Source organism: Aeromicrobium sp. YIM 150415, from assembly GCF_016918125.1.
Classification (GTDB): Bacteria; Actinomycetota; Actinomycetes; order Propionibacteriales; family Nocardioidaceae; genus Aeromicrobium; species Aeromicrobium piscarium.
This window is the reverse complement of record NZ_JAERWM010000027.1, coordinates 28779-53186: the sequence shown is the minus strand read 5'-3', so window position 1 is coordinate 53186 and position 24408 is coordinate 28779. Positions and strand designations below refer to the sequence as shown.

The window sequence follows — 24408 nt, the reverse complement described above, 5'->3', positions numbered from 1 at the left end:
AAGGTTGATGACCTACCGCTCCGGCGGCCAGACGAGGTCGAAACGCTCGAAGACGACCTGCAGCGCGTCGACCTCCTGCTCGGTGAGTGCGCGGTCGGCCGTCCGCCGGAAGAACGCCCGGTGCTCGCGCAGCCAGTAGTCGCGGGAACGGTCGCCCTCGCCCTCGTCCCAGGCGAAGGCGTCGTCGACGCTGTCGAGGCGACCCACCCGGATCTCGCGCGTGCGTAGTACGGCACGTTCGCGCCCCTCGCCGTCGGTCATGATCCAGTGATCGCCCACGGCGGGAACCTCGCCCTCGGCCAGCCCTGCCGTCGCTCGCTTGCGTCCGTCGAGCACCAGCGAGAGCAGCTCGTCGGCCATAGCGGGCGAGTCCCCGAACTGGTCGACCGGGGGCGTCTCATCGGCGAACTCGGGATGAGCGGCGATGTAGTCGGACCAGACGCTCACGGGGTGTCGTCGTCGCGGGGCGGGTCGGTGTCCTCGTCGGTCTTCTCGTTCTCCCACGGCTCGCGAGCGCGCCGGGCCATGCGCACGAACGACCAGAGGAGGAGGCCGACGACGATGAAGAGCCCGATCGTGAAGATTCCCGCCGTCCAGCCGATCGCCTGGTTGCCCTCGGGATCGATCTCCTCGGCGAGCAGCACGGCCGCGGTCAATGCACTGACGTCCACCTGCTCAGCCTAGGCCGTGACCGTCGGTGGCGGGCGGACGGGGCTAACACCCGGCGGGACGGGAGGAGAGCGTTCTCGCCTGCCGAGACGACGTGGGCGGGGGAGCGCTGGGGTCTTCCATGGAGACATGCCCAGACGACGCATCACCGCACCCGCCCTCGACCTTCCCGCGTTGGTGGAGCTCGTCGAGTGTGTCGCCGATGAGGTCCGGGCCGGCGTCCACGAGGTGCACGCCGACCCGGACGAACGGTGGCATGTCCGTGTGCACGCCGACGATCAGGTGGATGTCTGGCTCATCTCCTGGACCCGGGACCAAGGCACTCAGCTGCACGATCACGGCGAATCGTCGGGAGCTTTCACTGTTGTGGAGGGGAGTCTCGACGAGGCGGTCTGGGAGGCCGGGACGCGACGATTGACCGAGACGGCGAGATCGGTGGGAGACTCGGTCGTGTTCGGCGAACGCTATGTTCACGATGTCCGCAATCGTCGTGAGGAGACGGCCGTGAGTGTCCATGCGTATTCACCTCCGCTGCGGCAGATGAGCTACTACGAGGTCCGCCGCCGGAGGTTGGTGACCCTGGCGCATTCGTGGACCGATGACCCGGAGGCGCCTCCTCCCGCGCACCTGCGGAGGGCGTCATGACGCAGTTCGTCTCGGTGGGGGCGCTGTTGGACGAGGCGCGCTCGCGGATCGAGAGACTGAGCCCGGCGGAGGCGCGGGAACGGCAACGGAGCGGCGAGCAGCTGGTCGATATCCGGCCCGCGTGGCAGCGAGAAGCGGATGGAGAGATCCCCGGCGCCCTCATCGTGGAGCGCAATCATCTCGAATGGCGACTGCATCCGGGCTCGGGAGCGTCCCTGGCGATGGCCGATGAGGTCGTCCGATGGATCGTCGTGTGCACCGAGGGGTACACGTCCTCACTCGCCGCGGCCGCGCTGTGCTCGCTCGGCATCGTGGCTGCCGATATCGACGGCGGCCTGCGGGCATGGGAGACGGCCGGTCTGCCGGTGTCGAGCACCGTGACGGCCGTGGAGGAGGTCGTGCCGGACCTCGCGGCCGGCTGAGAGTGCGAGGTCGGCGATCGCGCCTAGGATGGCGCGATGGGAGAGATGGCGTCGAAGGCCGATCGTGCGGGACGCCGAGCTGAGGACAGTCGCGGTCTCGATCACGCGGTCCGCTTCGGGCTCGTGGTCTACGGCATCGTCCACCTGACCTTCGGGTGGCTGGCGGTCCAGCTGGCCTTCGGAGACAGCTCGGGGGAGGCCAGCGGCACCGGCGCGCTGCAGGAGCTGGCGAAGCAGCCGCTGGGAGAGGTGGTCCTGTGGCTGATCGCCGCCGGGATGGTCCTGATGGTGTTCTGGCGCCTCCTCGATGCGGTGATGGGGCACCGTCGCGATGAGGGATTCTCGCTGTGGCGGCGCAGGATCTCCGATATCGGGATGGCGATCGTCTACGGCGTGCTCGCGTATTCGGCGGTCTCGACGGTGCTGGGCTCGTCGTCATCGAGTGAGGACAGCTCGGAGACGCTGACGGCGCGGGTCTTCGAGCTCCCGGGTGGCCAGTGGATCGTCGGAGCGATCGGGCTGGGGATCATCGCTGTCGCCATCGGCCTCGTCTGGCAGGGGTTGAGCGAGTCCTATATGGACCACCTCGATGCCGATGGGCAGCGGGGCCACGACGCGCGCGCCTACCGCATCCTCGGCAAGGTCGGCTACCTCGCCAAGGGAGCGACCATCGCGATCGTCGGCGTGCTCTTCCTCGTCTCGGCGATCCAGCACGAGCCGTCGGAGTCCGGCAGCACCGATCAGGCGCTGCGTCAATTGCTGGAGCAGCCCTTCGGCCCCTACCTGCTGATGGCGATGGCCGCCGGGATCGCCTCCTACGGCCTGTTCTGCTTCGCCCAGGCCAAGCACCTCTCGCGCTAGGGCTCAGCTCAGCCCGTCGAGTTCGTAGTCGGCGATGACGGGGCAGTGGTCGCTGAGGCGGGCATCGTAGGAGTCCTCGCGGGCCGACCAGGCGGCCGAGGCCTGGCGGGCCAGGTTCGGGGACGCCAGGTGGTAGTCGATCCGCCACCCCGAGTCGTTGGTGAAGGCCTGCCCTCGCCACGACCACCACGAGTAGGGGCCGTCCTGGTCCGGATGGAGGCTGCGGACGACGTCGATCATGCGGCGCGGGGAGATGACGCCGTCGAGCCACTCGCGCTCCTCGGGCAGGAATCCCTCCGACTTCTGGTTGGTGCGCCAGTTCTTCAGGTCCTGCTTGGTGTGGGCGATGTTGAAGTCGCCCATGATGAGGAACTCGCGCCCGTCCTGCGCCGCCTCGCGACGTGACGCGGTGATCTGCCGTGCCAGACCACGCAGGAAGCGCATCTTGCGGTCGTACTTGTCCCTGGAGTTCTCCTCGTACGGCCAGGCCGCCCCCTTGGGCAGATAGAGCGAGGCGACCCGCAGCGGCGCGTCGGCGAGGTCGACCTCCACGTAGCGGCCCTCGTCGCGGAAGGCCCCGAGGTCGCGGTTGACGATGCGGGTGACCGGCACCTGCTCGGGGCTGCCGTCGGGGGACACCGTGTGGGCGACATCATCCAGTGCGCGGACGCGCGCGGGAGCCTGGCGGGTGAGGACGGCAACGCCGTTGCGTCCCGCCTTCTGGCCGGCGTCCCACGTCGCGTGATAGGCACCGAAGGCACCGGCGGGAAGGTCCTCGACCTGGCACCGCACCTCCTGTAGGGCGATCACATCGGCCCCCGCATCAGCCCAGAAATCAGTGAATCCGCGCCGGAGCGCGGCGCGGATGCCGTTGACATTGTGAGTACCGATGCGCATGGTGCACCACGATATCGACCGGCACCGACAGGCCGGAGGGCCCGGACCGGTTCGACACCGGACCGGGCCCCCGGGCCCCGATCGTCAGACGGTGATGCCGTGCCTGCGGTGGCGCGCGATCGCGGTGCCCGCGGCGATGGCCGCTGCTGCCACGAGCAACAGGAGCAGTGTGATCGTGGCGCCGGTCATGGGCAGTGAGCCACCCTTGTCGCTCGGAGCCGGGCTCGCGCCGCCGTCGTCCTGTCCGTCGTCGCCACCGGGTCCGGCACCGCCTCCCGCCCCGTCGGTGACGACCACCGGCACCGAGAGCGAGGTGTCGGTCTGCGAGCCGGTGACGGCGACCGCAATCTCGCCCGGTTCGGTGGGCGCGGTGACGGTGTAGTCGACCGAGCCGTCGATGACGTCCTTCTGCCCCAGGTCGGCTTCGCCCGCCGTGGCCTCGGTGGTCCAGTCGGCCTTCAGGTTCTGGACGCTGACCGTGAACTCCTCGCCGGGGGCGACCTCGTCGGCCGAGCTGGTGATCGAGGCATCGGCGCTGAGCGCTGCCAGATCACGATTCAGCTGCAGCGCGCCGATGGAGGTGAAGAAGACATCGGTCTGATCGGTCAAGCCGACGACATTCGCCCCACCGGGGCCGTAGGCGGCGATCCGCACCTGCGAACCGGTGTGCTGCTGCGATCCGCCCGCGGGAGCGGTGCCGTAGGAGACGATCATCGACTGTCCCTCGTCGGTCTGCAGGTGGGCGCTGAGACCCGGGGGAGTGCTGCCGACGATCTGGCTGGTGTGCGCGTGGTCGGCTGTCACGATGACGAGCGTGTCGCCATCGGCCTTCGCGAAGTCCAGTGCTGCCTGGACGGCCTCGTCGAGATCGACCGTCTCGCCGATCTGTCCGCAGGCATCGGCGGCATGATCCTGCTTGTCGATGCTCGCGCCCTCGACCTGCAGGAAGAAGCCGTCACTGTTGTCGAGGAGGTCGACGGCCTTCGAGGTCAGTGACCCCAGGGAGAGGCCGGTGTCCAGCCTCTCGGGGTTCTCGCGGCACTGCTGCGCAGCCTGGTCGCCGCCGCCGATCGTGGCCTGCGGGCCCTGCCAGCGCACCGGGAAGTTCCCGTCGGTGAAGAGTCCGAGCAGTGGCCGGCTCTGATCGGCCGCGGTGACCGCGTCGAGTCCGTCGAGATCGTTCACGAGCTGGTAGCCGCGCTGCTCGGCCTGCGTGAACAGCGTCTCGCCCTCCCATGGTCCGGCCTTGGCGGACTGGGAGAAGCTCGCCGCACCACCGCCGAGCGTGACATCGGGCCGCAGGTTGAGCAGCTGCTCGCTGATGGAGCCGAGGCCACCGGACTCCAGCGCCTCGTCGGCGCACTTCGCGGACGTCTCCTCCGGGCCGTAGCAGCCGCGCTGGGAGATGTGCGACACCTGGGCGCCCGGGGTGGCGTCCTGGATCTCGGCGGTGGAGACATTGCCGGTCTTGCGGCCGTTCGCCTTGGCGATCTCCAAGAGGGTCGACTGGGCCGCGTTGTCGACATCGACACCGAGCCGTCCGTTCACGGTCTTGGTGCCGGTCGACCAGGCGGTCGCGGTCGAGGCGGACTCCGACGCGTAGTTCGGGCTACCGTCCTCGTTGACCGCCCACGTCGTGTAGGAGCCGGTCAACGGCAGCGCATCGATGCCGGCGAAGGTCCCGCCCGCGCCCTCGGCGTAGTTGCGGGCCACCGTGATCTCCGAGTCGCCCATGCCGTCGCCGATGATGAGGATGACGTTCTTGGCGGGCCCGTCGACGATCGAGTCCCTGATCGCCTGCGTCTGATCGCCGCTGAGCCGGGCGGCACCGCCGTTGTGCGTGTGATCCTCGGCCGCGGACGCCGGGGCGACCAGTCCAGAGCCCACGCCGATCGTCAAGGCGCCGACGGCGAGGCCGGCCGACCAGCGCGCTGCGGGAGCGCGTCGTGTTGACATGTGTAGTCCTTTGCTAGAGATCTTGAGCGTCTTCCGGCTCAGCGAATCCCGCGCACGTGACCAGGGTGCGACCCGCAGGTGTCGCACCGGTGACTCGAGCCTGGACAGGTGGCGAATGCGGGTCTGGGCGCACGCCACCTCACCAGTCGCCCGGGAGGATGGAGATATGAATCGTCTCGCTGCCGCCACGAGCCCGTATCTCCAGCAGCACGCTGACAATCCCGTCGACTGGTGGGAGTGGGGGCCGGAGGCGTTGGAGGTGGCGAGGACGCTCGACCGGCCGATCCTGCTGAGCGTCGGGTACGCGGCCTGCCACTGGTGCCACGTCATGGCCCACGAGTCCTTCGAGGACCCTGCCACCGCTGCGTTCATGAACGAGCACTTCGTCAACATCAAGGTCGACCGCGAGGAGCGGCCCGATGTCGACGCCATCTACATGCGCGCCACGCAGGCGATGACGGGCCAGGGCGGCTGGCCGATGACCTGCGTCATGACACCCGACGGTGTGCCCTTCTTCGCCGGCACCTACTTCCCGCCCGAGCCGCGCGGCGGGCATCCAGCCTTCACCCAGGTGCTGCAGGCGCTCACCGATGCCTGGCGGGAGCGTCGCGACGAGATCGAGCAGGCCGGCGAGCAGGTGCGCGAGTACCTCGCCGATACCGGCATCGCCCCGGGCGGCAGCCTCACACCGGACCATCTGAGCGCCGCGGCCACGACCCTCGGAAAGGACTTCGACGAGGAGGCGGCGGGCTTCGGTGCGGCACCCAAGTTCCCGCCGTCGATGGTGCTGGAGTTCCTGCTCCGTCATGCCGAGCGGACCGGCGACGACACCGCCCTGACCATGGTCGACCGCACCTGTGAGGCGATGGCCCGCGGCGGCATGTACGACCAACTCGGCGGCGGCTTCGCCCGCTACAGCGTCGACCGCTACTGGCGGGTGCCGCACTTCGAGAAGATGCTCTACGACAACGCCCTCCTCCTGCGGCTCTACACCCACTGGTGGCGGCAGACGGGCTCGGAGCTCGGGGAGCGCATCGCGCGGGAGACCGCGCGCTTCCTGCTCGACGAACTCCAGACCGCCGAAGGGGGTTTCGCCTCCGCCCTCGATGCCGACAGCGACGGACACGAGGGCACCTACTATGTCTGGAACCCCAACCAGCTCATGCGCACCCTCGGCGCCGCCGACGGTGCCTGGGCGTCGGGGCTCCTCGGCGTGACGGCGGCGGGCACCTTCGAGCGCGGCTTCTCCACCCTGCAACTGCCAGCGGACCCGGACGATCCCGAGCGCTGGGGCAGGGTTCGACGCGCACTGCTGGACGTCCGTTCCGAGCGGACGCGTCCCGCCCGCGACGACAAGATCGTCGCCTCCTGGAACGCCCTGACCATCACCGCGCTCGCCGAGGCCGGTGTGCTGTTCGAGGAGCCCGACCTCACCGACGCCGCGGTCCGGGCCGCCACCCTGCTCTGGGACGTCCACATCGCCGACGGCCGGCTCGTGCGGACGTCACGCGACGGCGTGGCCTCGCGCAACGCGGGCGTGCTGGACGACTATGCGCTGGTGGCCGAGGCCTTCGTCTCCGTCCTCGGCTTCACCGGCGATGCCGTCTGGCTGGAACGCGCGGTCGTACTCGGTGACCGCATCCTGGAGCACTTCGCCGACCCGGAGGGCGGCTGGTTCGACACCGCCGACGACGCCGAGCAGCTGCTCGTGCGCCCCAAGGACATCTCCGACAATGTCACCCCGTCGGGGACCTCGGCCGTCGCCCACGCGATGCTCGCCCTCGCAGCCGTGACGGGGGAGGACCGCTACCGAGACGCTGCCGAGCTGTCGGTCGACGCCGCCGGTCCGCTCGCGCGCCAGGTCCCGCGGTACGCCGGCTGGACGCTCGCTGCCGCCGAGGCGCTGCTGGCGGGTCCGGCCGAGATCGCGGTCGTCGGCGATGACGACGCGCTGCATCGGGCCGCGCTCGGACTCCCCAGCCCAGGGGCGGTGGTGGTGCGTGGCGAGGAGGGACTGCGGGTGCCGCTCTTCGAGGACAAGACGCGCCTCGACGGTGCGACCGCCGTCTACATCTGCCGCGACCACGTCTGTCAGCGCCCCGTCGCGAGTCCCGAAGACCTCTAGACCCCACCCTCCGCCCCTCCGGGCCCCACTTTTGCCGGGTTGTGGCCCCGACACGCCGAAGGCGAAGGGCCACAACCCGGCAAAAGCCGGCCCGGAGGGCGAAACAGGGCTAGCCGTAGACGAGGAGGCTGACGCCGACGTAGTGGACGATGAAGGCGGCGATCGTCAGGGTGTGGAAGACCTCGTGGAATCCGAACCAGCGCGGGAACGGGTCGGGCCACTTGAAACCGTAGACCAGCGCGCCGAGGGTGTAGAGGCCGCCGCCGACGATCATCAGCACTAACACGGCGGTCGGCGCGGCATTGACGAACTCGGGCCAGTAGAGGACGGCCGCCCAGCCCAGCACCAGATACAGCGGCACATAGATCCAGCGCGGCGCGCTCAGCCAGAAGACCTTGAACACGACACCCAGCAGCGCCCCGCCCCAGACCAGCGAGAGCATGATCGCCGCGTGCGTGCCCGAGAGCAGCAGCAGCGAGAACGGCGTGTACGAGCCCGCGATCATGATGAAGATATTCGAATGGTCGATGCGCTTGAGCGCCCGCTGGACGCTCTCGTGCCAGCGGCCGGTGTGGTAGACCGCCGACACCACGAACAGGGCGAGCGAGCTCACCATGAAGACGGCGGCACCCGCCCGCGCCAGCGGATCGTCGGCGATGACCAGCATGACGACGAAGGAGAAGAAGGCCAGCGGCGCGGTCGCCAGGTGCAGCCAGCCCCGCAGCTTGGGCTTGATCACGTCGACACGTGCCTGCAGGCGCTCGGAGACATCGTCCAGCAGCGTGTCGGGGGATCGTCGGGTCACGCTTTGAGGATAGTCCGCCGCGGGGGCAACCCGTCAGCGATGTGTGCGCTCTCACGTGATCGGCCGAGTGAGGAGCGTAGGCTGACCCGCATGGGGATGAGTGACCTGCTGTACGGCGTGTACGAGCGTCGGCTGATGAACGGGCTCGACCCCGCGCGACTCCCGCACCACGTCGGCGCGATCGTCGACGGCAATCGCCGGTGGGCGCGAGGCGCGGGCGCCGGCGTCGATCACGGCTACCAGGCGGGCGCGGAGAAGATCACCGAGTTCCTGGGGTGGTGCGACGAGCTCGGCGTCAAGATCGTGACCCTCTGGGTGCTGAGCACCGACAACCTGCGCCGCTCGCCCGAGGAGCTGTCCGCGCTCCTCGCGGTGATCGAGCAGATGGTCGATTCCCTCGCGGCGTCGCGACGCTGGCACGTGCGGCTCATCGGCAATCTGGACATGCTGCCGCAGGAGTCAGCGGCCCGGCTGAAGGCGTCCGCCGACGCGACCTCCGGCATCACCGGCCTGCACGTCAACGTCTGCGTCGGCTACGGAGGCCGCCAGGAGCTCACCGATGCGATGCGCTCACTGCTGCTCGATCAGGCCGCCAAGGGACGCACGCTCGACGACATCGCCATGACCCTCGACGTCGACGACATCGCCGAGCACCTCTACACCAAGGGCCAGCCCGATCCCGACCTCGTGATCCGCACCTCCGGTGAACAGCGGCTCAGCGGCTTCCTGCTGTGGCAGAGCGTGCACTCGGAGTTCTACTTCTCCGACGCCCTCTGGCCGGCGTTCCGGCGGGTCGACTTCCTGCGCGCCATGCGGTCCTACGCCTCGCGCGAACGTCGCTTCGGCACCTGACCTCGGCCCCGGTCCGGTCATCTGCCCGTCATCGCGAATTGACCTGAGCGTCACCCGCGTCCTGGCGTGTCGGCGCCGAGCCGGCGTTCCTCGGGCGTAGTTTCGAGATGTGCCGAAGCTCGCCCCTGAGACGAAGGTGCCCTTGGTCAGATCGATGATGTGAGGGCCGGGTGCAGGGTGCGTGCGTGGCTCTCGAGGAGACAGCCGTGGCTACACAGAGCATTGCCTCATGCCGGACGTATGTGCTGGACACCAGCGTTCTGCTGGCCGATCCGGCCGCCATGCAGCGGTTCCACGAACACGAGGTGGTCATCCCCGTCGTCGTGATCAGCGAGCTCGAAGGCAAGAGACATCATCCCGAGCTCGGTTACTTCGCCCGGAGCGCCCTGCGTTTCCTGGACGATCTGCGCGTCGAGCACGGCACCCTCGCCTCGCCTCTCCCGATCGGCGAGGAGGGCGGCACGCTGCGCGTCGAGCTGAACCACACGGATGCCGCATCGCTCCCGGCCGGGTTCCGGCTGGGCGACAACGACACCCGCATCCTCGCCGTCGCCCGCAATCTCGCGAACGAGGGGCGCGACGTCACGCTCGTCTCCAAGGATCTTCCGATGCGCGTCAAAGCATCGGCGGTCGGTCTGCGCGCCGAGGAGTACCGGGCGGAGTGGGCACTCGAGTCCGGCTGGACCGGCATGCAGGAGCTCGAGATCGACGCCCTCGACCTCGACGACCTCTACGAGCACGGCACGGTCGATCTCGAGGCCGCGCGTGACCTCCCGTGCCACACCGGACTCGTGCTGTTGTCGGACAAGGGCAGCGGACTCGGGCGCGTCACCGCCGACAAGCAGGTGCAGCTGGTGCGCGGCGACCGCGAGGCCTTCGGCCTGCACGGCCGGTCGGCCGAGCAGCGCGTGGCGCTGGACCTGCTGCTCGACCCGAGTGTCGGCATCGTCTCCCTCGGCGGTCGCGCCGGCACGGGCAAGTCGGCGCTGGCGATCTGCGCCGGTCTCGAGGCCGTCCTCGAACGCGGCCAGCACAAGAAGGTCGTGGTGTTCCGACCCCTCTACGCCGTCGGCGGCCAGGAGCTCGGCTACCTGCCCGGCAGCGAGTCCGAGAAGATGGGCCCCTGGGCGCAGGCGGTCTTCGACACCCTCGGTGCGGTCACCTCGCCGCCGGTCATCGAGGAGATCCTCGACCGCGACATGCTCGAAGTCCTGCCGCTCACCCACATCCGCGGGCGCTCGCTGCACGATGCCTTCGTCATCGTCGACGAGGCGCAGTCGTTGGAGCGCAATGTGCTGCTGACGGTGCTCTCGCGTATCGGCGCCAACTCGAAGGTCGTGCTCACCCACGATGTCGCCCAGCGCGACAACCTGCGCGTCGGCCGGCACGACGGCGTGGTGGCCGTGGTCGAGAAGCTCAAGGGCCATCCGCTGTTCAGTCACGTCACGCTCACGCGTTCCGAGCGCTCGCCGGTCGCGGCGCTGGTGACCGAGATGCTGGAGGATGTCACCCTCTGAGGTCCGGTGTGCTCCTCGCCTCCCCCTGAGCGGTGACTTACGCACCTCTCGCGCCGTTGGGCGGTGACTTACGCACTCCTCACTCGCGCTGAGACGTGCGTGAACCACCGCCGGTCCCCGCGAGAGGTGCGTAAGTCACCGCCCACGGGGGTCAGGCGCAGGGGTCGACTGGCGCGGCGCGATCGGCGTCGCGCATCAGGTAGACGGGCCGGCCGCACAGTTCCCCGACCTCCGCGTACCGCCCGTCGAGGAGGTCGGTCGGACCGGTGAAGCCGTAGTTCGGCCAGCGGTCCGGCTGGGTGGTGAGCACGAGCCAGGTGGGCGGATTCTCACCGCGGATCAGTCCGCCGAGGGTCGACAGATCGGTGTCGCGCACGATCGCGGGCAGCATCCACAGATAGGGGTACGGCGTGTCCAAGCCGCTCGCGTAGGCGATATTCGCGCCATAGGGGAACACGACGATCGAGTCGCCCGGATCGGAGACGGCCGCGATCGCCTCACCCGAACGCTCGCGGGTCAGCTGCGTGGGCCTGTCGGGCAGCTCGATCTGCGTCACCACCCCGGCCACCAGGACGAGGATCAGCCCCGCGGCGATCGCGAGGCGTCCGCGGATCCGATACGTCGCGGCGGCCACGCCGGTCAGCACCGCCACCGGCCCGCACAGCTGGACCAGGTAGTGCAGCCAGGCGCTGCCGCCGGCCGCGACGGAGAACAGGCCGAAGGCCACGACGGCGACCATGCCCCAGACCGCCGCCGTGCCCCGGCGCCACAGCAGTGGCAGCGCGATGACGGTGAGCGGCACGGCCCCGCCGAGCACCAGCGCGAGGCGGAGCGCGGAGCGGCGCTCGATGACCGCCGCGGCCCCCTCGTCGATGGCGCGCGATGCCTCGATCCGGAAGGGATACAGGGCCTCGTACAGCTCGATGGGCGATGTGCCGCGGCTCCACGACCACAGCAGGATGACGGCCAGGGCCGCCGCGGCGCCTCCGACGAAGCCGACCACCAGGAGACGGGACCTGGGCCAGTCGATCTCGCGTCGCAGGAGCGCCACGAGTCCCGCCACCGCGGCGAACACCGCCACATCGACGAAGTTCTGCTTGATCATCATCGCGGTGAGTCCCGCGACACCGGCCAGGGAGGCGCGGATGAGGACCTGCCGGGCCGAGATCTCGGGGGCGAGCGCCGCGACCGCCGCCGAGAGCCCGGCGAGGACGAACGGCGCGGCCAGCAGCTCTCCGTCCACGCGCCCGTTCGCCACCACCGGCGTCGCCACCATGAGGGCCGCCGCCCACGCGGCGGGCACGGCCGCGCCGTGCCCGGCGATCCGGACGGCGACGCGTGCCGCGAACAGCACGGTCAGTGCCGCCGCCAGCACGCCGATCAGGCGGAGGGCGTACAGGCCGCCGGCCTCCTCGGCGAATCGGAAGACGGCGATGAGGACAGGAGGACGGTCGACCCACTGGGCGCCGTACAGCTGGGCGCCCGCTGAGCTCCACCCCCGGCCGACGATCAGGAAACCGGCCTCATCGGGGGTGAGCGGATGGCTCAACCGGGGCAGACGGGTGGCGGCAGCGACGACGATCGCGAGTGCCACGAGCAGCAGGCGCGGGCGGGTCACGCTGTCACGGTAGCGGGAGCGTCCACCTGCCGCCGCTCTGTCGGGCCGCTCGGCTAGCGTTGGATCGCTATGGACCGCCGCCCTGCCTGGATCCTCGGGATCGCCACCACCCTCGTCTACTCGGTGCTCGCGGTGCTGCGCTTTCGGCGATTCACGGTGACCTCGTGGGACAACGCCATCTTCGAGCAGGCTCTCGCGGCCTATGCTCGATTCGAGGCGCCCATCGTCCCGGTCAAGGGGCCGGGCTACCACATCCTCGGCGACCACTTCTCGCCCATCTACGCGGTCCTCGCGCCCGTGTACCGCCTCTTCCCCCACGCGCAGACCCTGCTGGTGGCGCAGGCGGTCCTCTTGGGCATCTCGGTCGCGGTGATCGCGTCCCTCGCCGTGCGCCACCTCGGTTCGCTCATCGGCACGATCATCGGTGTCCTCTACGCCGTCTCCTTCGGCCTCCAGTCGGCGGTGGCGGCGGACTTCCACGAGGTGGCCTTCGCCGTTCCGCTGCTGGCGCTCGCCGGCGCCGCCTTCGTGGAGGCGCGCTACGACCGGGTGATCTGGTGGTCGCTGCCGTTGCTGCTGGTCAAGGAGGATCTGGGGTTCACCGTGGCGGCGATCGGTCTCGCGCTGTGGCTGGCGGGGAAGCGGCGCAAGGGTCTCGGCCTCGGCATCGGGGGTGTGGCGGCGGTCGCGATCGTGGTCGGTCTCGTGATCCCGTCCTTCAACACCGGCGATGCCTACGACTATGTCGGCACGCTGGGCGGAGACGCCGGCATCTGGTCCACGCTGACCGCCGAGCCCGGGCGCAAGCTGCTCACGGTGGCGCTGACCTTCGCGATCACGGGGGCGGCCGCGCTGTTGTCGCCCTGGGCGGTCGTGGTGGTGCCGACCTTCCTGTGGCGGTTCGTCGGCGACAACCCCTTCTACTGGGGCACCGAGTGGCACTATTCCCTGACGCTCATGCCGGTGGTCTTCGTCGCGATGATCGACGTGCTGGCCCGGCGTCCGCGGCTGGTGTGGCCGGCCGTGCTGCTCAGCGCGGCAGCCACCGTCTACACCCTCATCGGATCGCCGCTCACGACCCTCGCCGATCCCGACACCTGGCGGGAGTCGCCGCGGGCGGAGGCGGCCGAGGGCGCGATCAGCCAGCTACCGCGGGGCGCGGCGGTCGAATCCGATCTCGGGTTGCTCACGCATCTGGCGACGGACTACGAGCTGTACTGGCGCGGGACCATCGGCGACGCGGTGCCCGACTACATCGTCTTCGACAGCGCGATCTCGTCCGACGACATCGTCCAGTACGCCCGCAAGGCCCACGGCACCGAGTACACCGTCGTCTACGACGAGGGCGGCTACGTGGTCGCCCGCCGCGGAACCTGACCGAGGGCGGTGAGTAGGCGTCCGTCGACGACAACGGGCGGTGGGTGAGCGTCCATCCTCGGCGAAGAACGGACGCGCACCCCCCCCCCCGGGGGGGGGGGGGGCGCGCCCCCCCCCCCCCCCCCCCCCCCCCCCCCCCCCCCCCCCGCCCGTTGTGGGGCGAGGTGTCAGCTCACGGGTGGGTCATGCTCATGACGTCGAGGGCGCTGTCCAGATCGGCCTCGGAGATGTCCCCGCGCTCGACGTAACCGTCCTCGATGACGACCTCGCGGATCGTCTTGCGCTCCTTGACCGCCTTCTTGGCGATCGCGGCCGCGTTCTCGTAGCCGATGTGCCGGTTGAGGGGCGTCACGACCGATGGGCTCGACTCGGCGTACTCGCGGCAGCGGTCGGCATTCGCGGTGATGCCGTCGATGCAGCGATCGGCGAGGGTGACCGACGAGGTGGCGAGCAGACGCATCGACTCCAGCAGGTTGCGGCCGATGACCGGCAGCATCACGTTGAGCTCGAACGTGCCGGACGCGCCGGCCACGGTGATCGTGGCGTCGTTGCCGATGACCTGCGCGGCGACCATGAGCGTCGCTTCCGGGAGCACGGGGTTGACCTTGCCCGGCATGATGCTGGACCCGGGCTGCAGATCGGGCAGGTTGATCTCGGCGAGACCGGTACGCGGGCCCGAGCCCATCCAGCGCAGGTCATTGCAGATCTTGGTGAGGCTGACGGCGATGGTCTTGAGGGCGCCGCTCATCTCGACCAGGCCGTCGCGAGCGCCCTGCGCCTCGAAGTGGTCCGCGGCCTCGGTGATCGGCAGTCCGGTGGACTCGGCGAGGATCTCGATGACGCGCTGCGGGAAGCCCTGCGGGGTGTTGATGCCGGTACCGACGGCGGTGCCGCCGAGGGGGACCTCGGCGGTGGCGGGGAGCGCCGACTCCACGCGGCGGATGCCCTTGCGGATCTGCGCGGCGTAGCCGGCGAACTCCTGGCCGAGGGTGACCGGAGTGGCGTCCATCAGGTGCGTGCGACCGGACTTGACGACCTCCGCGAACTCGCCGGCCTTGCGCTCCAGCGTGGTGGCGAGGTGGTCGAGACCGGGGATCAGCTGCTTGACGGCGGCCTCGGTCGCGGCGACGTGGATCGAGGTCGGGAAGACGTCGTTGCTGGACTGCGAGGCGTTGACCTTGTCGTTCGGGTGGACCTCGCGGCCGAGGTTCTTGCTCGCGATCGTCGCGATGACCTCGTTGGTGTTCATATTGCTCGACGTGCCCGAGCCGGTCTGGAAGACGTCGATCGGGAACTGATCGTCGTGCTGACCGGCGGCGACCTCGGCGGCCGCGGCCGAGATCGCGTCGGCCTCGTCCTGCTCGATGATGCCGAGCTCGGCATTCGCCTGCGCGCAGGCGGACTTGATCTGCGCCAAGGCGCGGATCTGCGCCGACTCGATCGGCGTGCCGGAGATCGGGAAGTTCTCGACGGCACGCTGGGTCTGCGCCCGCCACAGGGCGTCAGCCGGGACCCGGACCTCGCCCATGGTGTCGTGCTCGATGCGCCATTCGGTGGTGTTGTCGGTCATGTTCGCACCCTATCGTCCGCAGTCATCAGGCCTGGCCCGTGGCGGTACGTCATCAACCGTACCGGCGTCGGAGCGGTGGGCCATCAACCTCATCACTGCTTCATCAGGTTGATGGCCTACCGCCCGGACGAGGATTCGGTTGATGGTCTACCGCTCCCAGGGTGGGTCAGATGATCGCGTCGGTGAGGTGGTTGGGGGTGCCGAAGCGGTGGGCAGTGATGCTGATCGCCTGCTCGTGCAGGAACGGCAGCAGCTCGATGCGCCCGGCCTCGGTGACCTCGTGGTCGTAGACCGCGACATCGGGACGGCCGCCGATCACCGGGTAGACCGAGGCGGCCGACCCGCCCACGAGACGTACCCGCTGGGCCGGGCCGGAGGCGAGGGCACGGAGCCAGGCCTCGTCGGCCAGCACCTCGACGTCCAGGCCGGTGCCCTCGAACAGTGCCGCGTAGCGGCGGTCGGGCAGCGACACGGTCACCGGGGCGTCCACCGAGATCGCCGCAGCGGCGACCCGCACGAGGTCCGCCACGTCACCACCGGTGGCGAAACGGATCACGGCCGGGCAGGGCAGGTAGCGGAAGACGTTGCGCTCCGCGGTCAGCCCGCTCACGTCCTTGCGGATGCCGAACTCCGTCCGCAGCATCGCGGCGTCACTGTGCGTCGCGCGGGTCAGACGCTCGCGGGCGGCGTCGTCGAGTCCGGTGACCTTGGCGGCCTCCTGCACGAAGCGGACCACGTCATCGGCGGGGCTGTCCTGTGCGGTGGCCTCGGACGACGTCCAGTCCCCGAGGGCGACCAGGTAGTTCGGTCCGCCCGCCTTGGCGCCCGGGCCGACCGCCGACTTCTTCCAGCCGCCGAAGGGCTGGCGCCGCACGATCGCTCCGGTGATGCCGCGGTTGACGTAGACATTGCCGGCCTGGACATGGCGCAGCCAGACGTCGATGTCATCGGCGTCGAGGGAGTGGAGGCCCGCAGTCAGTCCGTACTCGACGCGGTTCTGCAGCTCGATCGCCTCGTCGAGGGTGTCGGCGGTCATGATGCCGAGGATCGGGCCGAAGTACTCGGTGAGGTGGTACTCCGAGCCCGGGGCGACACCGTCGCGGACGCCCGGGCTCCACAGCCGGCCGGTCTCGTCGAGCTGCTGGGGACGCACCAGCCAGGTCTCGGTCGAGCCGAGCTTGGTCAGGCCGCGCAGCAGCTTGCCCTCGGCGGGCTCGACGACCGGGCCCATCTGGGCGGTCGGGTCGGACGGCCAGGCGACCTTGAGTGAACGCACGGCATCCAGCAGCTGGCGGCGGAAGCGCGGCGACTTCGCGACCGAGCCGACGAGGATCACCAGCGATGCGGCCGAGCACTTCTGGCCCGCGTGGCCGAAGGCCGAGTAGACGACGTCCTTGACGGCGAGGTCGAGGTCGGCGCTCTCCGCGACGATGATCGAGTTCTTGCCGCTCGTCTCACCGAAGAGCGGCAGATCCGGGCGGAAGCTCCGGAAGAGCTCGGCGGTCTCGAAGGCACCGGTCAGGATCAACCGGTCGACCCGCGGGTCGCTGATGAGCTGACGGCCGAGCTGGTCCTCGCCGACGTTGACGAGGCGCAGCACGTCGCGCGGGACACCGGCCTCCCACAGCGCCTGCACCATGATCGCGCCGCAACGGCGGGCCTGCGGGGCGGGCTTGATGATGACCGACGAGCCGGCCGCGAGGGCGGCGAGAGTCGACCCTGCCGGGATAGCGACGGGGAAGTTCCACGGTGGCACGACCAGGGTCAGGCCGACCGGATGGAACTCCGCACCGTCGACCTCGTCGAGCTGACGGGCGAGCTCGGCATAGTGCAAGGCGAAGTCGATGGCCTCGGAGACCTCAGGATCGGACTGGTCGAGGGTCTTGCCGCACTCGGAGGCCATGACCTCCAGCAGCCGGGCACGGTTCTTCTCGAGGCTGTGCGCGGCGCGCACCAGGATGTCCGCACGTTCGGCCCCGCTCAGCGCGCCCCACGAGGCCGACGCGTCGGCGGCGCCGGTGATCTGGTCGTCGAGATCGCGCGGGTGGGCGATCGTGTGCTCGGCCACGACGTCCTCGCCCAGCACGGAGTCGTCGATGCGGTCGAAGATCCCGCGCGCCCACTCCAGGTTGGCCGGCAGTGACGGGTCGGTGTCGGGCGTGTTGGCGAACTCCGCGGGGAACGGCTCGGGATCGGCACGCCGGTCCTGCGCGCGGTTCGGTAGGGGCGCCTCGGTGAACATCATGCCCAGCGAGGTGCGGAAGCGCTGCTCCTCGCGGCGGAAGAGATCCTCATTGGCCGAGAGCTCGAAGACCGCCGACATGAAGTTCTCCGAGCTGGCGCCTTCCTCGAGACGACGGATGAGGTACGCGATCGCGACGTCGAACTCGCGAGGATGCACGACGGGCGTGTACAGCAGGAGTTCGCCCACGTCGCGGCGGACGGCGGCGGCCTGACCGGGCGCCATGCCGAGCAGCATCTCGAAGTCGACGCCACTGCGGACGCCCCGCTCGCCGGCCAGCAGCCAGGTCCAGGCGAGATCGAAGAGATTGTGTCCGGCGACGCCCACCCGCACGTTGGCGATGTGGTCCGGGTTCAGCGCATAGTCGATGACGCTCTTGTAGCTCGCATCCGACTCGGCCTTGCTCGACCAGGTCGCTAGCGGCCAGCCGTGCAGCGAGGCCTCCACCTGCTCCATCGGCAGGTTCGCGCCCTTGACGACGCGCACCTTGACCGATGCGCCGCCACGAGCGACGCGCTTGGCCGCCCAGTCCTGCACGCGCTGCATCGCGCCGAGCGCGTCCGGGAGATAGGCCTGGAGCACGATGCCGCCCTGCAGCTTCTCGAACTGCGGCATGTCCAGGATGCGGGTGAAGACCTCGATGGTCAGATCGAGATCGTGGTACTCCTCCATGTCGAGGTTGATGAACTTCGGCGTGGGGGCGGCCGCGGCGCGCTCGTAGAGCGGCACGAGGCTCTCGACGATGTGGTCCGCGGCGTCGTCGAAGGCCCACCGATTGTGCGGGGCGACGGTCGAGGAGACCTTGATCGACACGTAGTCGACGTCCTCGCGAGCCAGCAGCGTGTGCGTGCCCTCGAGCCGCTTGGCGGCCTCCTCCTCGCCGAGGACGGCCTCGCCGAGCAGGTTCATGTTGAGGCGCGTGCCGGGCTTGCGGATCTTGGCGATCGCCTGTCCGAGCTGCTCGTCGCGCGCGTCGATGACGAGGTGACCGACCATCTGGCGCAGTACACGGCGCACGATCGGGATGACCAGCTTGGGAGCCACGCGGCCGGCGACGGCCCCGACCTTGACGGCGACCTTGAGGTACCACTGCAGGAAGCCGGGAACGTCGCGAGCGAGCTCCGCGAACTTCTGCGCCGCGATGCGCTCGTCCTCGGGGCGGATGACGCCGTCGATGAAGCCCACGGTGAAGTCGAGTCCCTTGGGGTCCTTCAGCAGGCCGGCGAGCTGGGCGGCGGAGCGGTCGACCGGCTCTTTCTCGGCGGCCTGGAGCCAGGCGCGCACGAGGGCGACGGCGTCGTCGGCGAGCGAGTCGGGAAGCGGGAGGGGAGCGGTCATGACACCAGTATGAGAACCATGACACTTCAGGTAAAGTGACGTTTCCTTATCGATATCGTTCGGTTCATGTGAAGGATTGCCGATGCTCGACGTGCGTCGCCTCACCCTGCTGCGCGAGCTCCACCATCGCGGGACGATCGTGGAGGTCGCCGCGGCGCTCCACCAGTCGCCGTCGTCGGTATCGCAGCAGCTGACGATCCTCGAACGCGAGGTCGGCGTGCCGCTGCTGCGTCGTACGGGCCGACGACTCGCGCTCACCCCGCAGGCCGAGATCCTCGTCGGCCACACCGAGGAGATCGTGGCTCGGCTGGAGCTGGCAGAGACCGAGCTGGAGGAGTCGCTGGACGCCGCCGTCGGCACCGTGAGGATCGGCATCTTCCAGTCCGCGGCGCTGGCTCTCATGCCGCGGATGCTCGTGAGCCTGCGCGACACGCATCCGTTCGTGCGGGTCGAGATGCAGCAGCGAGAGCCGGCGGCCGCGCTCGGGGCGACCTCGATCGGCGATGTCGATCTCGTGGTGGCCGAGCAGTATCCCGGTCACGCCGCGCCGTGGCATGCCGAGCTGGACCGGGTGCCGTTGTTCGCCGACCGCATCCGTCTGGTGACTCCCCGAGTCGGCCCGCTGGCCGAGATCACCACGGTGGACGAGGCGGCCACGGCGCCGTGGACGATGGAGCCCGACGATGTCGCCTCCCGCCACTGGGCCGAGCAACGGTGCCGCGTGGCCGGGTTCGAACCCGATGTGCGCTATGAGACCCCTGATCTCCAGGCTCAGATCGACCTGGTCGAGGCCGGCATCGCCGTTGCGCTCATCCCCGATCTCATGTGGTTGGGACGTGAGGCGGAGGTGCAGCTGCATGACCTCGAGGGGGAGCCGCGCCGCCAGGTCTTCACCGCCACCCGTCCGTCCGTGGCGCAGAGCCCGGCGATCGTCGCCTGCCGCGAGACGCTGGTCAGCGTGGCCGCGAGCCTCGAAGAACCCAATACGACTCCCGGCGTCCCTGCAGCCTGACCGGAACGTCGCGAGCTTCGACGTGCTCGAAGTGCTCCGCGAGGCGGGCGCGCAGCGTGGGGGAATCGGCCATCGACCAGACGCACAGGTGGCCGGTCGGCCGTAACCGGGTCGCGCACTGCTCGATGAAGTCCGTCTCGTAGACCTGCGCATTGGCGTCGTGCACGAGGAAGTCCGGCCCGTTGTCGACATCGAGCACGATCGCATCGAGGCTCGACGGAGGCTGCGCGGTCACGATGTCGCGGACGTCCCCGGTCTCGATCGCGGTTCGTGGATCTGCCGTCAGCTCACGGCCGCCCGGGATGGTGTCGTCGGCGAACCACCCCACGACCTCGGCCTCCACCTCGGCGACGATCACCCGATCGGCGCCCCCGTCGAGCAGCGCTCGGAGCGTGTAGCCGAGCCCCAGACCCCCGACGAGCACGTCATGGGCTCCCAGATCGAGCACCACCTGGGCGAGCAGCCGCTCGGAGCTGGTCTCGGCATCGTCCATCACGAAGACGCCGTTGACGCGAAGCTCCAGGGCGCCGTCCACGCGGCGACGCAGGTGGGCGGTCATGCCCTTCGCGCGGTGCGGTCGATGGCATCGACGACGGCGGGCTGTGCGGCGACGGGGAGATCGTGGCCCATTCCCGCGATCTTCAACAGCTCGGCCTGCGGGAGAGCGCGAGCAGTGGAGGTGCCGCCGGAGGGATGCACCATGCGGTCCTCGGTGCCGTGCACGACCATCGCCGGCACTCGTACCGACCGCAGCGCCTTCCGGCGGTCGCGCTGGGTGAGGATCGCCAGGACGTGGCGGGTGACCCCGGCGGAGGTCCAGCCGCGGTCGTAGGTCAGTTCCGCGGTGGCGCGGACGAGATCGGGGTCGTCGGGAAAGCCGGGGGAGCCGATCGCCAGACTCGCCGCGAGCTGTCCGGCGATGAACTCCTCGCGGCTGGTGGCTCCCGGTCGCAGCATCATCGGGATCAGCCGCGGATCCATCCAGCCGGCGAAGCGCGATCCGGTCGTCGACATGATCGAGGTGAGCGAGGCGGTCCGTCCGGGATGGGCGATCGCGAAGGTCTGGGCCACCATCCCGCCCATCGACGCTCCGACGATGTGCGCCCGGTCGATCTCCAGCCGGTCGAGCAGCCCGGCGGCGTCATCGGCGAGATCGCCGAGTGTGTAGGGGACCTGCCGCTGGATCCCGAGTGCTGCCCGCACGATGTCGAGACGAGTCACCTGCTGCTCGCGGAGTGCGGTCGACCGGCCGGTGTCGCGGTTGTCGTACCGGATGACGCGATATCCGCGGTCGACCAGTTGCTCGCAGAAGCCGTCGGGCCACAGGTGCATCGGCGAGCCGAGCCCCATGATCAGCAGGACCACGGGGGCGTCCTCGTCGCCCCAGCTCTCGAAGCAGAGCGTCAGCCCGGAGTCGAGATGGGCGAACCGCTCACTCGCCGAGGGCGCGATGCTCACTGGTCGTAGTCGACCGCCGAGTAGGCGCGCAGCTTGCTCAGGCGGTGCTCGCTGAAGATCTTGCGGATGGTGCCCGAGCGCGAGCGCATGACGATCGACTCGGTGTAGGCGACGGGCCCGGCGTATCGGACGCCCTGCATCAGCTCGCCGTCGGTGATGCCGGTCGCCACGAAGAAGCAGTCGTCGGCGCTGACCAGGTCGTCCGTGGAGAGCACCCGGTCGAGGTCGTGTCCGGCGTCGAGGGCCTGCTGGCGCTCCTCATCGTCCTTGGGCGTCAGCCGACCCTGGATGACGCCGCCGATGGCCTTCATGGCGCAGGCCGTGATGATGCCCTCGGGGGTACCGCCGATCCCGACGAGCAGATCCACGCCGGTGGCGGGACGGGCCGCCATGATGCCGCCGGCGATATCGCCGTCGGTGATGAACTTGATGCGGGCACCGGTCGACCGGATCTCGTCGACGAGGTGCTGGTGGCGCGGCCGGTCCAGCAGGCAGACGGTCACGTCCGCGACCTGGATGCCCTTGGCCTTGGCGACGATCGCGATGTTCTCCGAGACGGGAAGGCGGATGTCGACCGAGTCGGCCGCCTCGGGACCGGCCACCAGCTTCTCCATGTAGAAGACGGCCGAGGGGTCGTACATGGCGCCGCGCGGCGCCACCGCCATGACGGAGATGGAGTTCGGCATGCTCTTGGCCGTCAGCGTGGTGCCGTCGATCGGGTCGACCGCGACATCGCACTCCGGGCCGTGCCCGTCACCCACGTGCTCGCCGTTGTACAGCATGGGGGCGTTGTCCTTCTCGCCCTCGCCGATCACGACCACGCCGTCCATCGCCACGGTGTTGACGAGACTGCGCATGGCGTTGACCGCGACACCGTCCGCGCCGTTCTTGTCGCCACGGCCCACCCAACGGCCGGCGGCCAGGGCACCGGCCTCGGTCACCCGGACCAGATCGAGGGCGAGATTGCGGTCAGGGGCGTCGGCGGCAGGCGTCAGAGTCTCCACACCGGCATCCTAACGGGGTTCGCGGGGGTCGCTAATGTGGCGGGCGTTCGGGTAACACGATCCAGGAGAACGATGAGCGGCTACGGCGGCGCGAATGCCAAGATGAGCGACGTCCTGCGCAGCGTCCTGCTGTTGACGGCCGGCGTGCTCGTGGTGTTCGTCATCGGCCGGATCTTCTTCACCGTCGAACCGGACCGTCCTGTCTCGGAGGTGGACTACCTCACCGCCGCCGAGGGCGTGGAGCCGACCGCGGGCTTCGATCCGTGGGTGCCTGAGCAGCTGCCGGACGGATGGATGGCCAATTCGGCGAGGATCGACGCCACCACGTGGGAGATGGGGGTCGTCACCGACGACGACGAGTTCGTCGGCATCCGCCAGCTTCTCGACGGCGACGGAGAGGCCCTCGACCGGGCGATCGACGAAGACGCCCGTGAGGAGACCGTGAACGGCGTGGTCTGGCAGGTGGGCGACTCCGGCGATGAGCTCGTCTATGCCACGACCGAGGACGATGTGACGACGGTCGTGAGGTCGACGACCTCGGCCGAGGTGACGCGGGACTATGTCTCGTCGCTGGTGCGGTTCTCCGAGCTCGCCTCGGCGGACGCGAGCCGCTGACGGGCGCCGTCGAGCCACGTCTGACAGATCTCGGCGAGCTCCTCGCCGCGCTCCCACAGCGCCAGGGACTCCTCGAGCGTGGTGCCACCGGTCTCCAGCTTCTGGACGATGCCGATGAGTTCGTCGCGGGCTTGTTCGTAGCTCAGTTCCGGGCCCGTTCCGGGCAGGGCGTCAGTGCTCATGGCGGTGCTCCTCGATGGACTCGACACGGGCCGTGAGCAGCCCGTCGGTGAGGTGGATGGCGAGTTGGTCGCCCGTGCCGACCTGCTCCGTGCTCGTGACCGGGTGGCCGTCGGCGTCCAGCGCCACGGCGTACCCGCGTTGCAGGGTGTTCAAGGGCGAGAGCGCGCGGACACGCGCCAGGTGGTGGCCGATCTCGTCGTGGGCGCGGTCGAGCCGGGCGCCCACTGCGCGGAGGGCCCGCTCGCGATGCTGGTCGACGAGAGCCTGCTGGACATCGACGACCGTGGTGGGGGTGGCGAGCACCGGGCGCGTGCGCAGGGTGGCGAGCGCGTGGGCCTCGCGCTCGATGAGGGTCCGCAGTGCCTGACGGCCACGGGCGCGCATCTGGGTGAGACCGGTCACCTCCTCGCCGACATCCGGCACGATGCGCTTGGCCGCGTCGGTGGGGGTGGAGGCGCGTAGATCGGCGACGAGGTCGAGCAGGGGGACGTCGGGTTCGTGGCCGATGGCGCTCACTACCGGGGTGGTGACGGCATGCACCGCGCGGATCAGGGCCTCGTCGGAGAAGGGCAGCAGATCCTCGACGCTGCCACCGCCGCGGGCGATGACGATGACGTCGATGGCCGGATCCGCGTCGAGGGACCGCAGCTCGGCGACGACCTGGGCGGCGCTCTGCGGTCCCTGCATCAGCGCATGCCGGACATGGAGCGGGGCGGCGGCCCACCGGAGCCGGACGTTCTCGACGACATCGCGCTCGGCGGCGGAGGCCTTGCCGGTGATGAGCCCGATGCCGCCGGGGAGGAGCGGCAGCGGCCGCTTGAGCCGTGGATCGAAGAGCCCCTCGGCGGCGAGGAGCTGTTTGCGGCGTTCGAGCTGGGCGAGCAGTTCACCCTCGCCGGCCGGGCGGATCTCCCGGATCGCCAGCGAGAGCCGGCCGCTGGGCTGGTAGAAGTCGGGTTTGGCGTGCACGACCACCCGGGCGCCCTCGGTGACCGGAGCCGGGGACGCGTCGAGCACGCTGGCGTGGCAGGTCGCCTGGATGCTCATCTGGGCCTCCAGATCACGCAGGGTGAGGAAGCAGACGCCCCGGCGGCGATTGAGCTGGGCGATCTCCGCCTCGACCCATACGGCCCCCAGGCGCCCGATATAGGTGCCGATCAACCCAGAGATCTGCCGCAACGGTGCGGGAGCGTCCGGACTGGTCTCGAGGGCCATGGGGCGACCTTACCCAGGGCGACCGAC

Annotated in this window: 22 protein-coding genes; 9 read left to right on the top strand and 13 right to left on the bottom strand. The window is 69.8% G+C overall.

Annotated features, from left to right (window positions below):
* Nucleotides 1-12 precede the first annotated feature (12 nt).
* Both JL108_RS16725 and JL108_RS16720 read right to left on the bottom strand, forming a co-directional pair.
* On the bottom strand, nucleotides 13-447 hold the full coding sequence (locus JL108_RS16725) for an ASCH domain-containing protein (protein WP_205199286.1): 435 nt from the start codon (nucleotides 445-447) through the stop codon (nucleotides 13-15).
* Nucleotides 444-671, bottom strand: a complete 228-nt coding sequence (locus JL108_RS16720) for a hypothetical protein (RefSeq protein ID WP_143914191.1) — start codon at nucleotides 669-671, stop codon at nucleotides 444-446. Before JL108_RS16720 ends, JL108_RS16725 begins: the two co-directional genes overlap by 4 nt.
* Before the next feature lie 127 nt (nucleotides 672-798).
* On the opposite strand from JL108_RS16720, the gene JL108_RS16715 reads away from it, so the two are divergent.
* The 3 genes from JL108_RS16715 to JL108_RS16705 are packed head-to-tail and all read left to right on the top strand — an operon-like array spanning nucleotide 799 to nucleotide 2597.
* The gene (locus tag JL108_RS16715; protein WP_205199285.1) at nucleotides 799-1314 is read left to right on the top strand and encodes a cysteine dioxygenase family protein; all 516 of its coding nucleotides are present in this window, start codon (nucleotides 799-801) and stop codon (nucleotides 1312-1314) included.
* Nucleotides 1311-1736 carry a rhodanese-like domain-containing protein gene (locus JL108_RS16710; protein WP_205199284.1) on the top strand — a complete coding sequence of 142 codons (426 nt, stop codon included), beginning with the start codon at nucleotides 1311-1313 and terminating at the stop codon, nucleotides 1734-1736. Before JL108_RS16715 ends, JL108_RS16710 begins: the two co-directional genes overlap by 4 nt.
* A gap of 36 nt (nucleotides 1737-1772) precedes the next feature.
* Nucleotides 1773-2597, top strand: coding sequence for a DUF1206 domain-containing protein (locus JL108_RS16705; RefSeq protein ID WP_205199283.1), 825 nt, complete (start codon nucleotides 1773-1775; stop codon nucleotides 2595-2597).
* 3 nt (nucleotides 2598-2600) lie between these two features.
* Here the strand turns inward: JL108_RS16705 and JL108_RS16700 are convergent, their stop codons facing one another.
* On the bottom strand, nucleotides 2601-3494 hold the full coding sequence (locus tag JL108_RS16700) for an exodeoxyribonuclease III (RefSeq protein ID WP_205199282.1): 894 nt from the start codon (nucleotides 3492-3494) through the stop codon (nucleotides 2601-2603).
* 84 nt (nucleotides 3495-3578) lie between these two features.
* Nucleotides 3579-5450, bottom strand: coding sequence for an alkaline phosphatase (gene phoA / locus JL108_RS16695; protein ID WP_205199281.1), 1872 nt, complete (start codon nucleotides 5448-5450; stop codon nucleotides 3579-3581).
* A 166-nt stretch (nucleotides 5451-5616) separates the two neighbouring features.
* Here phoA and JL108_RS16690 point away from each other — a divergent pair, with 166 nt between their 5' ends.
* Nucleotides 5617-7575, top strand: a complete 1959-nt coding sequence (locus tag JL108_RS16690) for a thioredoxin domain-containing protein (protein ID WP_205199280.1) — start codon at nucleotides 5617-5619, stop codon at nucleotides 7573-7575.
* 109 nt (nucleotides 7576-7684) lie between these two features.
* On the opposite strand, the gene JL108_RS16685 is transcribed toward JL108_RS16690, so the two are convergent.
* Nucleotides 7685-8380 (bottom strand): hemolysin III family protein, encoded by a 696-nt coding sequence (locus JL108_RS16685; protein WP_307837302.1) that lies wholly within the window; start codon nucleotides 8378-8380, stop codon nucleotides 7685-7687.
* A gap of 39 nt (nucleotides 8381-8419) precedes the next feature.
* Here JL108_RS16685 and JL108_RS16680 point away from each other — a divergent pair, with 39 nt between their 5' ends.
* Entirely contained in the window at nucleotides 8420-9232 is an 813-nt protein-coding gene (locus JL108_RS16680) for an isoprenyl transferase (RefSeq protein WP_275888705.1), read from the top strand.
* A gap of 206 nt (nucleotides 9233-9438) precedes the next feature.
* On the top strand, nucleotides 9439-10749 hold the full coding sequence (locus tag JL108_RS16675) for a PhoH family protein (RefSeq protein WP_307837301.1): 1311 nt from the start codon (nucleotides 9439-9441) through the stop codon (nucleotides 10747-10749).
* 151 nt (nucleotides 10750-10900) lie between these two features.
* On the opposite strand, the gene JL108_RS16670 is transcribed toward JL108_RS16675, so the two are convergent.
* The gene (locus JL108_RS16670) at nucleotides 10901-12367 is read right to left on the bottom strand and encodes a hypothetical protein (protein ID WP_205199278.1); all 1467 of its coding nucleotides are present in this window, start codon (nucleotides 12365-12367) and stop codon (nucleotides 10901-10903) included.
* Nucleotides 12368-12436: 69 nt separating this feature from the next.
* Between JL108_RS16670 and JL108_RS16665 the strand changes: the two genes are divergently transcribed.
* Nucleotides 12437-13744, top strand: a complete 1308-nt coding sequence (locus JL108_RS16665; RefSeq protein WP_205199277.1) for a DUF2079 domain-containing protein — start codon at nucleotides 12437-12439, stop codon at nucleotides 13742-13744.
* A 172-nt stretch (nucleotides 13745-13916) separates the two neighbouring features.
* Here the strand turns inward: JL108_RS16665 and JL108_RS16660 are convergent, their stop codons facing one another.
* Complete coding sequence (locus JL108_RS16660) at nucleotides 13917-15314, bottom strand: class II fumarate hydratase (protein WP_205199276.1); 1398 nt, start codon at nucleotides 15312-15314, stop codon at nucleotides 13917-13919.
* 166 nt (nucleotides 15315-15480) lie between these two features.
* Nucleotides 15481-18894 (bottom strand): bifunctional proline dehydrogenase/L-glutamate gamma-semialdehyde dehydrogenase, encoded by a 3414-nt coding sequence (locus tag JL108_RS16655; protein WP_205199275.1) that lies wholly within the window; start codon nucleotides 18892-18894, stop codon nucleotides 15481-15483.
* An 82-nt stretch (nucleotides 18895-18976) separates the two neighbouring features.
* Between JL108_RS16655 and JL108_RS16650 the strand changes: the two genes are divergently transcribed.
* Nucleotides 18977-19906: a LysR family transcriptional regulator gene (locus JL108_RS16650; RefSeq protein WP_205199274.1), complete on the top strand. Its 930-nt coding sequence runs from the start codon at nucleotides 18977-18979 to the stop codon at nucleotides 19904-19906.
* Here the strand turns inward: JL108_RS16650 and JL108_RS16645 are convergent.
* Genes JL108_RS16645 through glpX form a run of 3 tightly spaced genes read right to left on the bottom strand, consistent with a single transcriptional unit; the run spans nucleotide 19848 to nucleotide 22368 of the window.
* Nucleotides 19848-20465, bottom strand: coding sequence for a hypothetical protein (locus tag JL108_RS16645; protein ID WP_205199273.1), 618 nt, complete (start codon nucleotides 20463-20465; stop codon nucleotides 19848-19850). The two genes, JL108_RS16650 and JL108_RS16645, sit on opposite strands and share 59 nt — an antisense overlap.
* The gene (locus JL108_RS16640; protein WP_205199272.1) at nucleotides 20462-21364 is read right to left on the bottom strand and encodes an alpha/beta fold hydrolase; all 903 of its coding nucleotides are present in this window, start codon (nucleotides 21362-21364) and stop codon (nucleotides 20462-20464) included. Before JL108_RS16640 ends, JL108_RS16645 begins: the two co-directional genes overlap by 4 nt.
* Nucleotides 21361-22368: a class II fructose-bisphosphatase gene (glpX, locus tag JL108_RS16635; RefSeq protein ID WP_374190856.1), complete on the bottom strand. Its 1008-nt coding sequence runs from the start codon at nucleotides 22366-22368 to the stop codon at nucleotides 21361-21363. The genes JL108_RS16640 and glpX overlap by 4 nt, the downstream gene beginning before the upstream one ends.
* A gap of 72 nt (nucleotides 22369-22440) precedes the next feature.
* Here glpX and JL108_RS16630 point away from each other — a divergent pair, with 72 nt between their 5' ends.
* Complete coding sequence (locus tag JL108_RS16630; RefSeq protein WP_205199271.1) at nucleotides 22441-22983, top strand: DUF4245 family protein; 543 nt, start codon at nucleotides 22441-22443, stop codon at nucleotides 22981-22983.
* On the opposite strand, the gene JL108_RS16625 is transcribed toward JL108_RS16630, so the two are convergent.
* Complete coding sequence (locus tag JL108_RS16625) at nucleotides 22926-23165, bottom strand: exodeoxyribonuclease VII small subunit (RefSeq protein ID WP_143914210.1); 240 nt, start codon at nucleotides 23163-23165, stop codon at nucleotides 22926-22928. The two genes, JL108_RS16630 and JL108_RS16625, sit on opposite strands and share 58 nt — an antisense overlap.
* Nucleotides 23155-24381 carry an exodeoxyribonuclease VII large subunit gene (gene xseA / locus JL108_RS16620; RefSeq protein WP_205199270.1) on the bottom strand — a complete coding sequence of 409 codons (1227 nt, stop codon included), beginning with the start codon at nucleotides 24379-24381 and terminating at the stop codon, nucleotides 23155-23157. The genes JL108_RS16625 and xseA overlap by 11 nt, the downstream gene beginning before the upstream one ends.
* Between the last annotated feature and the right edge of the window lie 27 nt (nucleotides 24382-24408).

Bases quoted from the DNA above. Each gene is read 5' to 3' on its own strand.
- JL108_RS16700 (WP_205199282.1), bottom strand. From the start codon at position 3,494: ATGCGCATCGGTACTCACAATGTCAACGGCATCCGCGCCGCGCTCCGG.
- xseA (WP_205199270.1), bottom strand. From the start codon at position 24,381: ATGGCCCTCGAGACCAGTCCGGACGCTCCCGCACCGTTGCGGCAGATC.
- JL108_RS16630 (WP_205199271.1), top strand. From the start codon at position 22,441: ATGAGCGGCTACGGCGGCGCGAATGCCAAGATGAGCGACGTCCTGCGC.
- JL108_RS16625 (WP_143914210.1), bottom strand. From the start codon at position 23,165: ATGAGCACTGACGCCCTGCCCGGAACGGGCCCGGAACTGAGCTACGAA.
- JL108_RS16645 (WP_205199273.1), bottom strand. From the start codon at position 20,465: ATGACCGCCCACCTGCGTCGCCGCGTGGACGGCGCCCTGGAGCTTCGC.
- JL108_RS16680 (WP_275888705.1), top strand. From the start codon at position 8,420: ATGTGTGCGCTCTCACGTGATCGGCCGAGTGAGGAGCGTAGGCTGACC.
- JL108_RS16665 (WP_205199277.1), top strand. From the start codon at position 12,437: ATGGACCGCCGCCCTGCCTGGATCCTCGGGATCGCCACCACCCTCGTC.
- JL108_RS16655 (WP_205199275.1), bottom strand. From the start codon at position 18,894: ATGACCGCTCCCCTCCCGCTTCCCGACTCGCTCGCCGACGACGCCGTC.
- JL108_RS16660 (WP_205199276.1), bottom strand. From the start codon at position 15,314: ATGACCGACAACACCACCGAATGGCGCATCGAGCACGACACCATGGGC.
- JL108_RS16705 (WP_205199283.1), top strand. From the start codon at position 1,773: ATGGGAGAGATGGCGTCGAAGGCCGATCGTGCGGGACGCCGAGCTGAG.
- phoA (WP_205199281.1), bottom strand. From the start codon at position 5,450: ATGTCAACACGACGCGCTCCCGCAGCGCGCTGGTCGGCCGGCCTCGCC.
- JL108_RS16650 (WP_205199274.1), top strand. From the start codon at position 18,977: ATGCTCGACGTGCGTCGCCTCACCCTGCTGCGCGAGCTCCACCATCGC.
- JL108_RS16690 (WP_205199280.1), top strand. From the start codon at position 5,617: ATGAATCGTCTCGCTGCCGCCACGAGCCCGTATCTCCAGCAGCACGCT.
- JL108_RS16710 (WP_205199284.1), top strand. From the start codon at position 1,311: ATGACGCAGTTCGTCTCGGTGGGGGCGCTGTTGGACGAGGCGCGCTCG.
- JL108_RS16715 (WP_205199285.1), top strand. From the start codon at position 799: ATGCCCAGACGACGCATCACCGCACCCGCCCTCGACCTTCCCGCGTTG.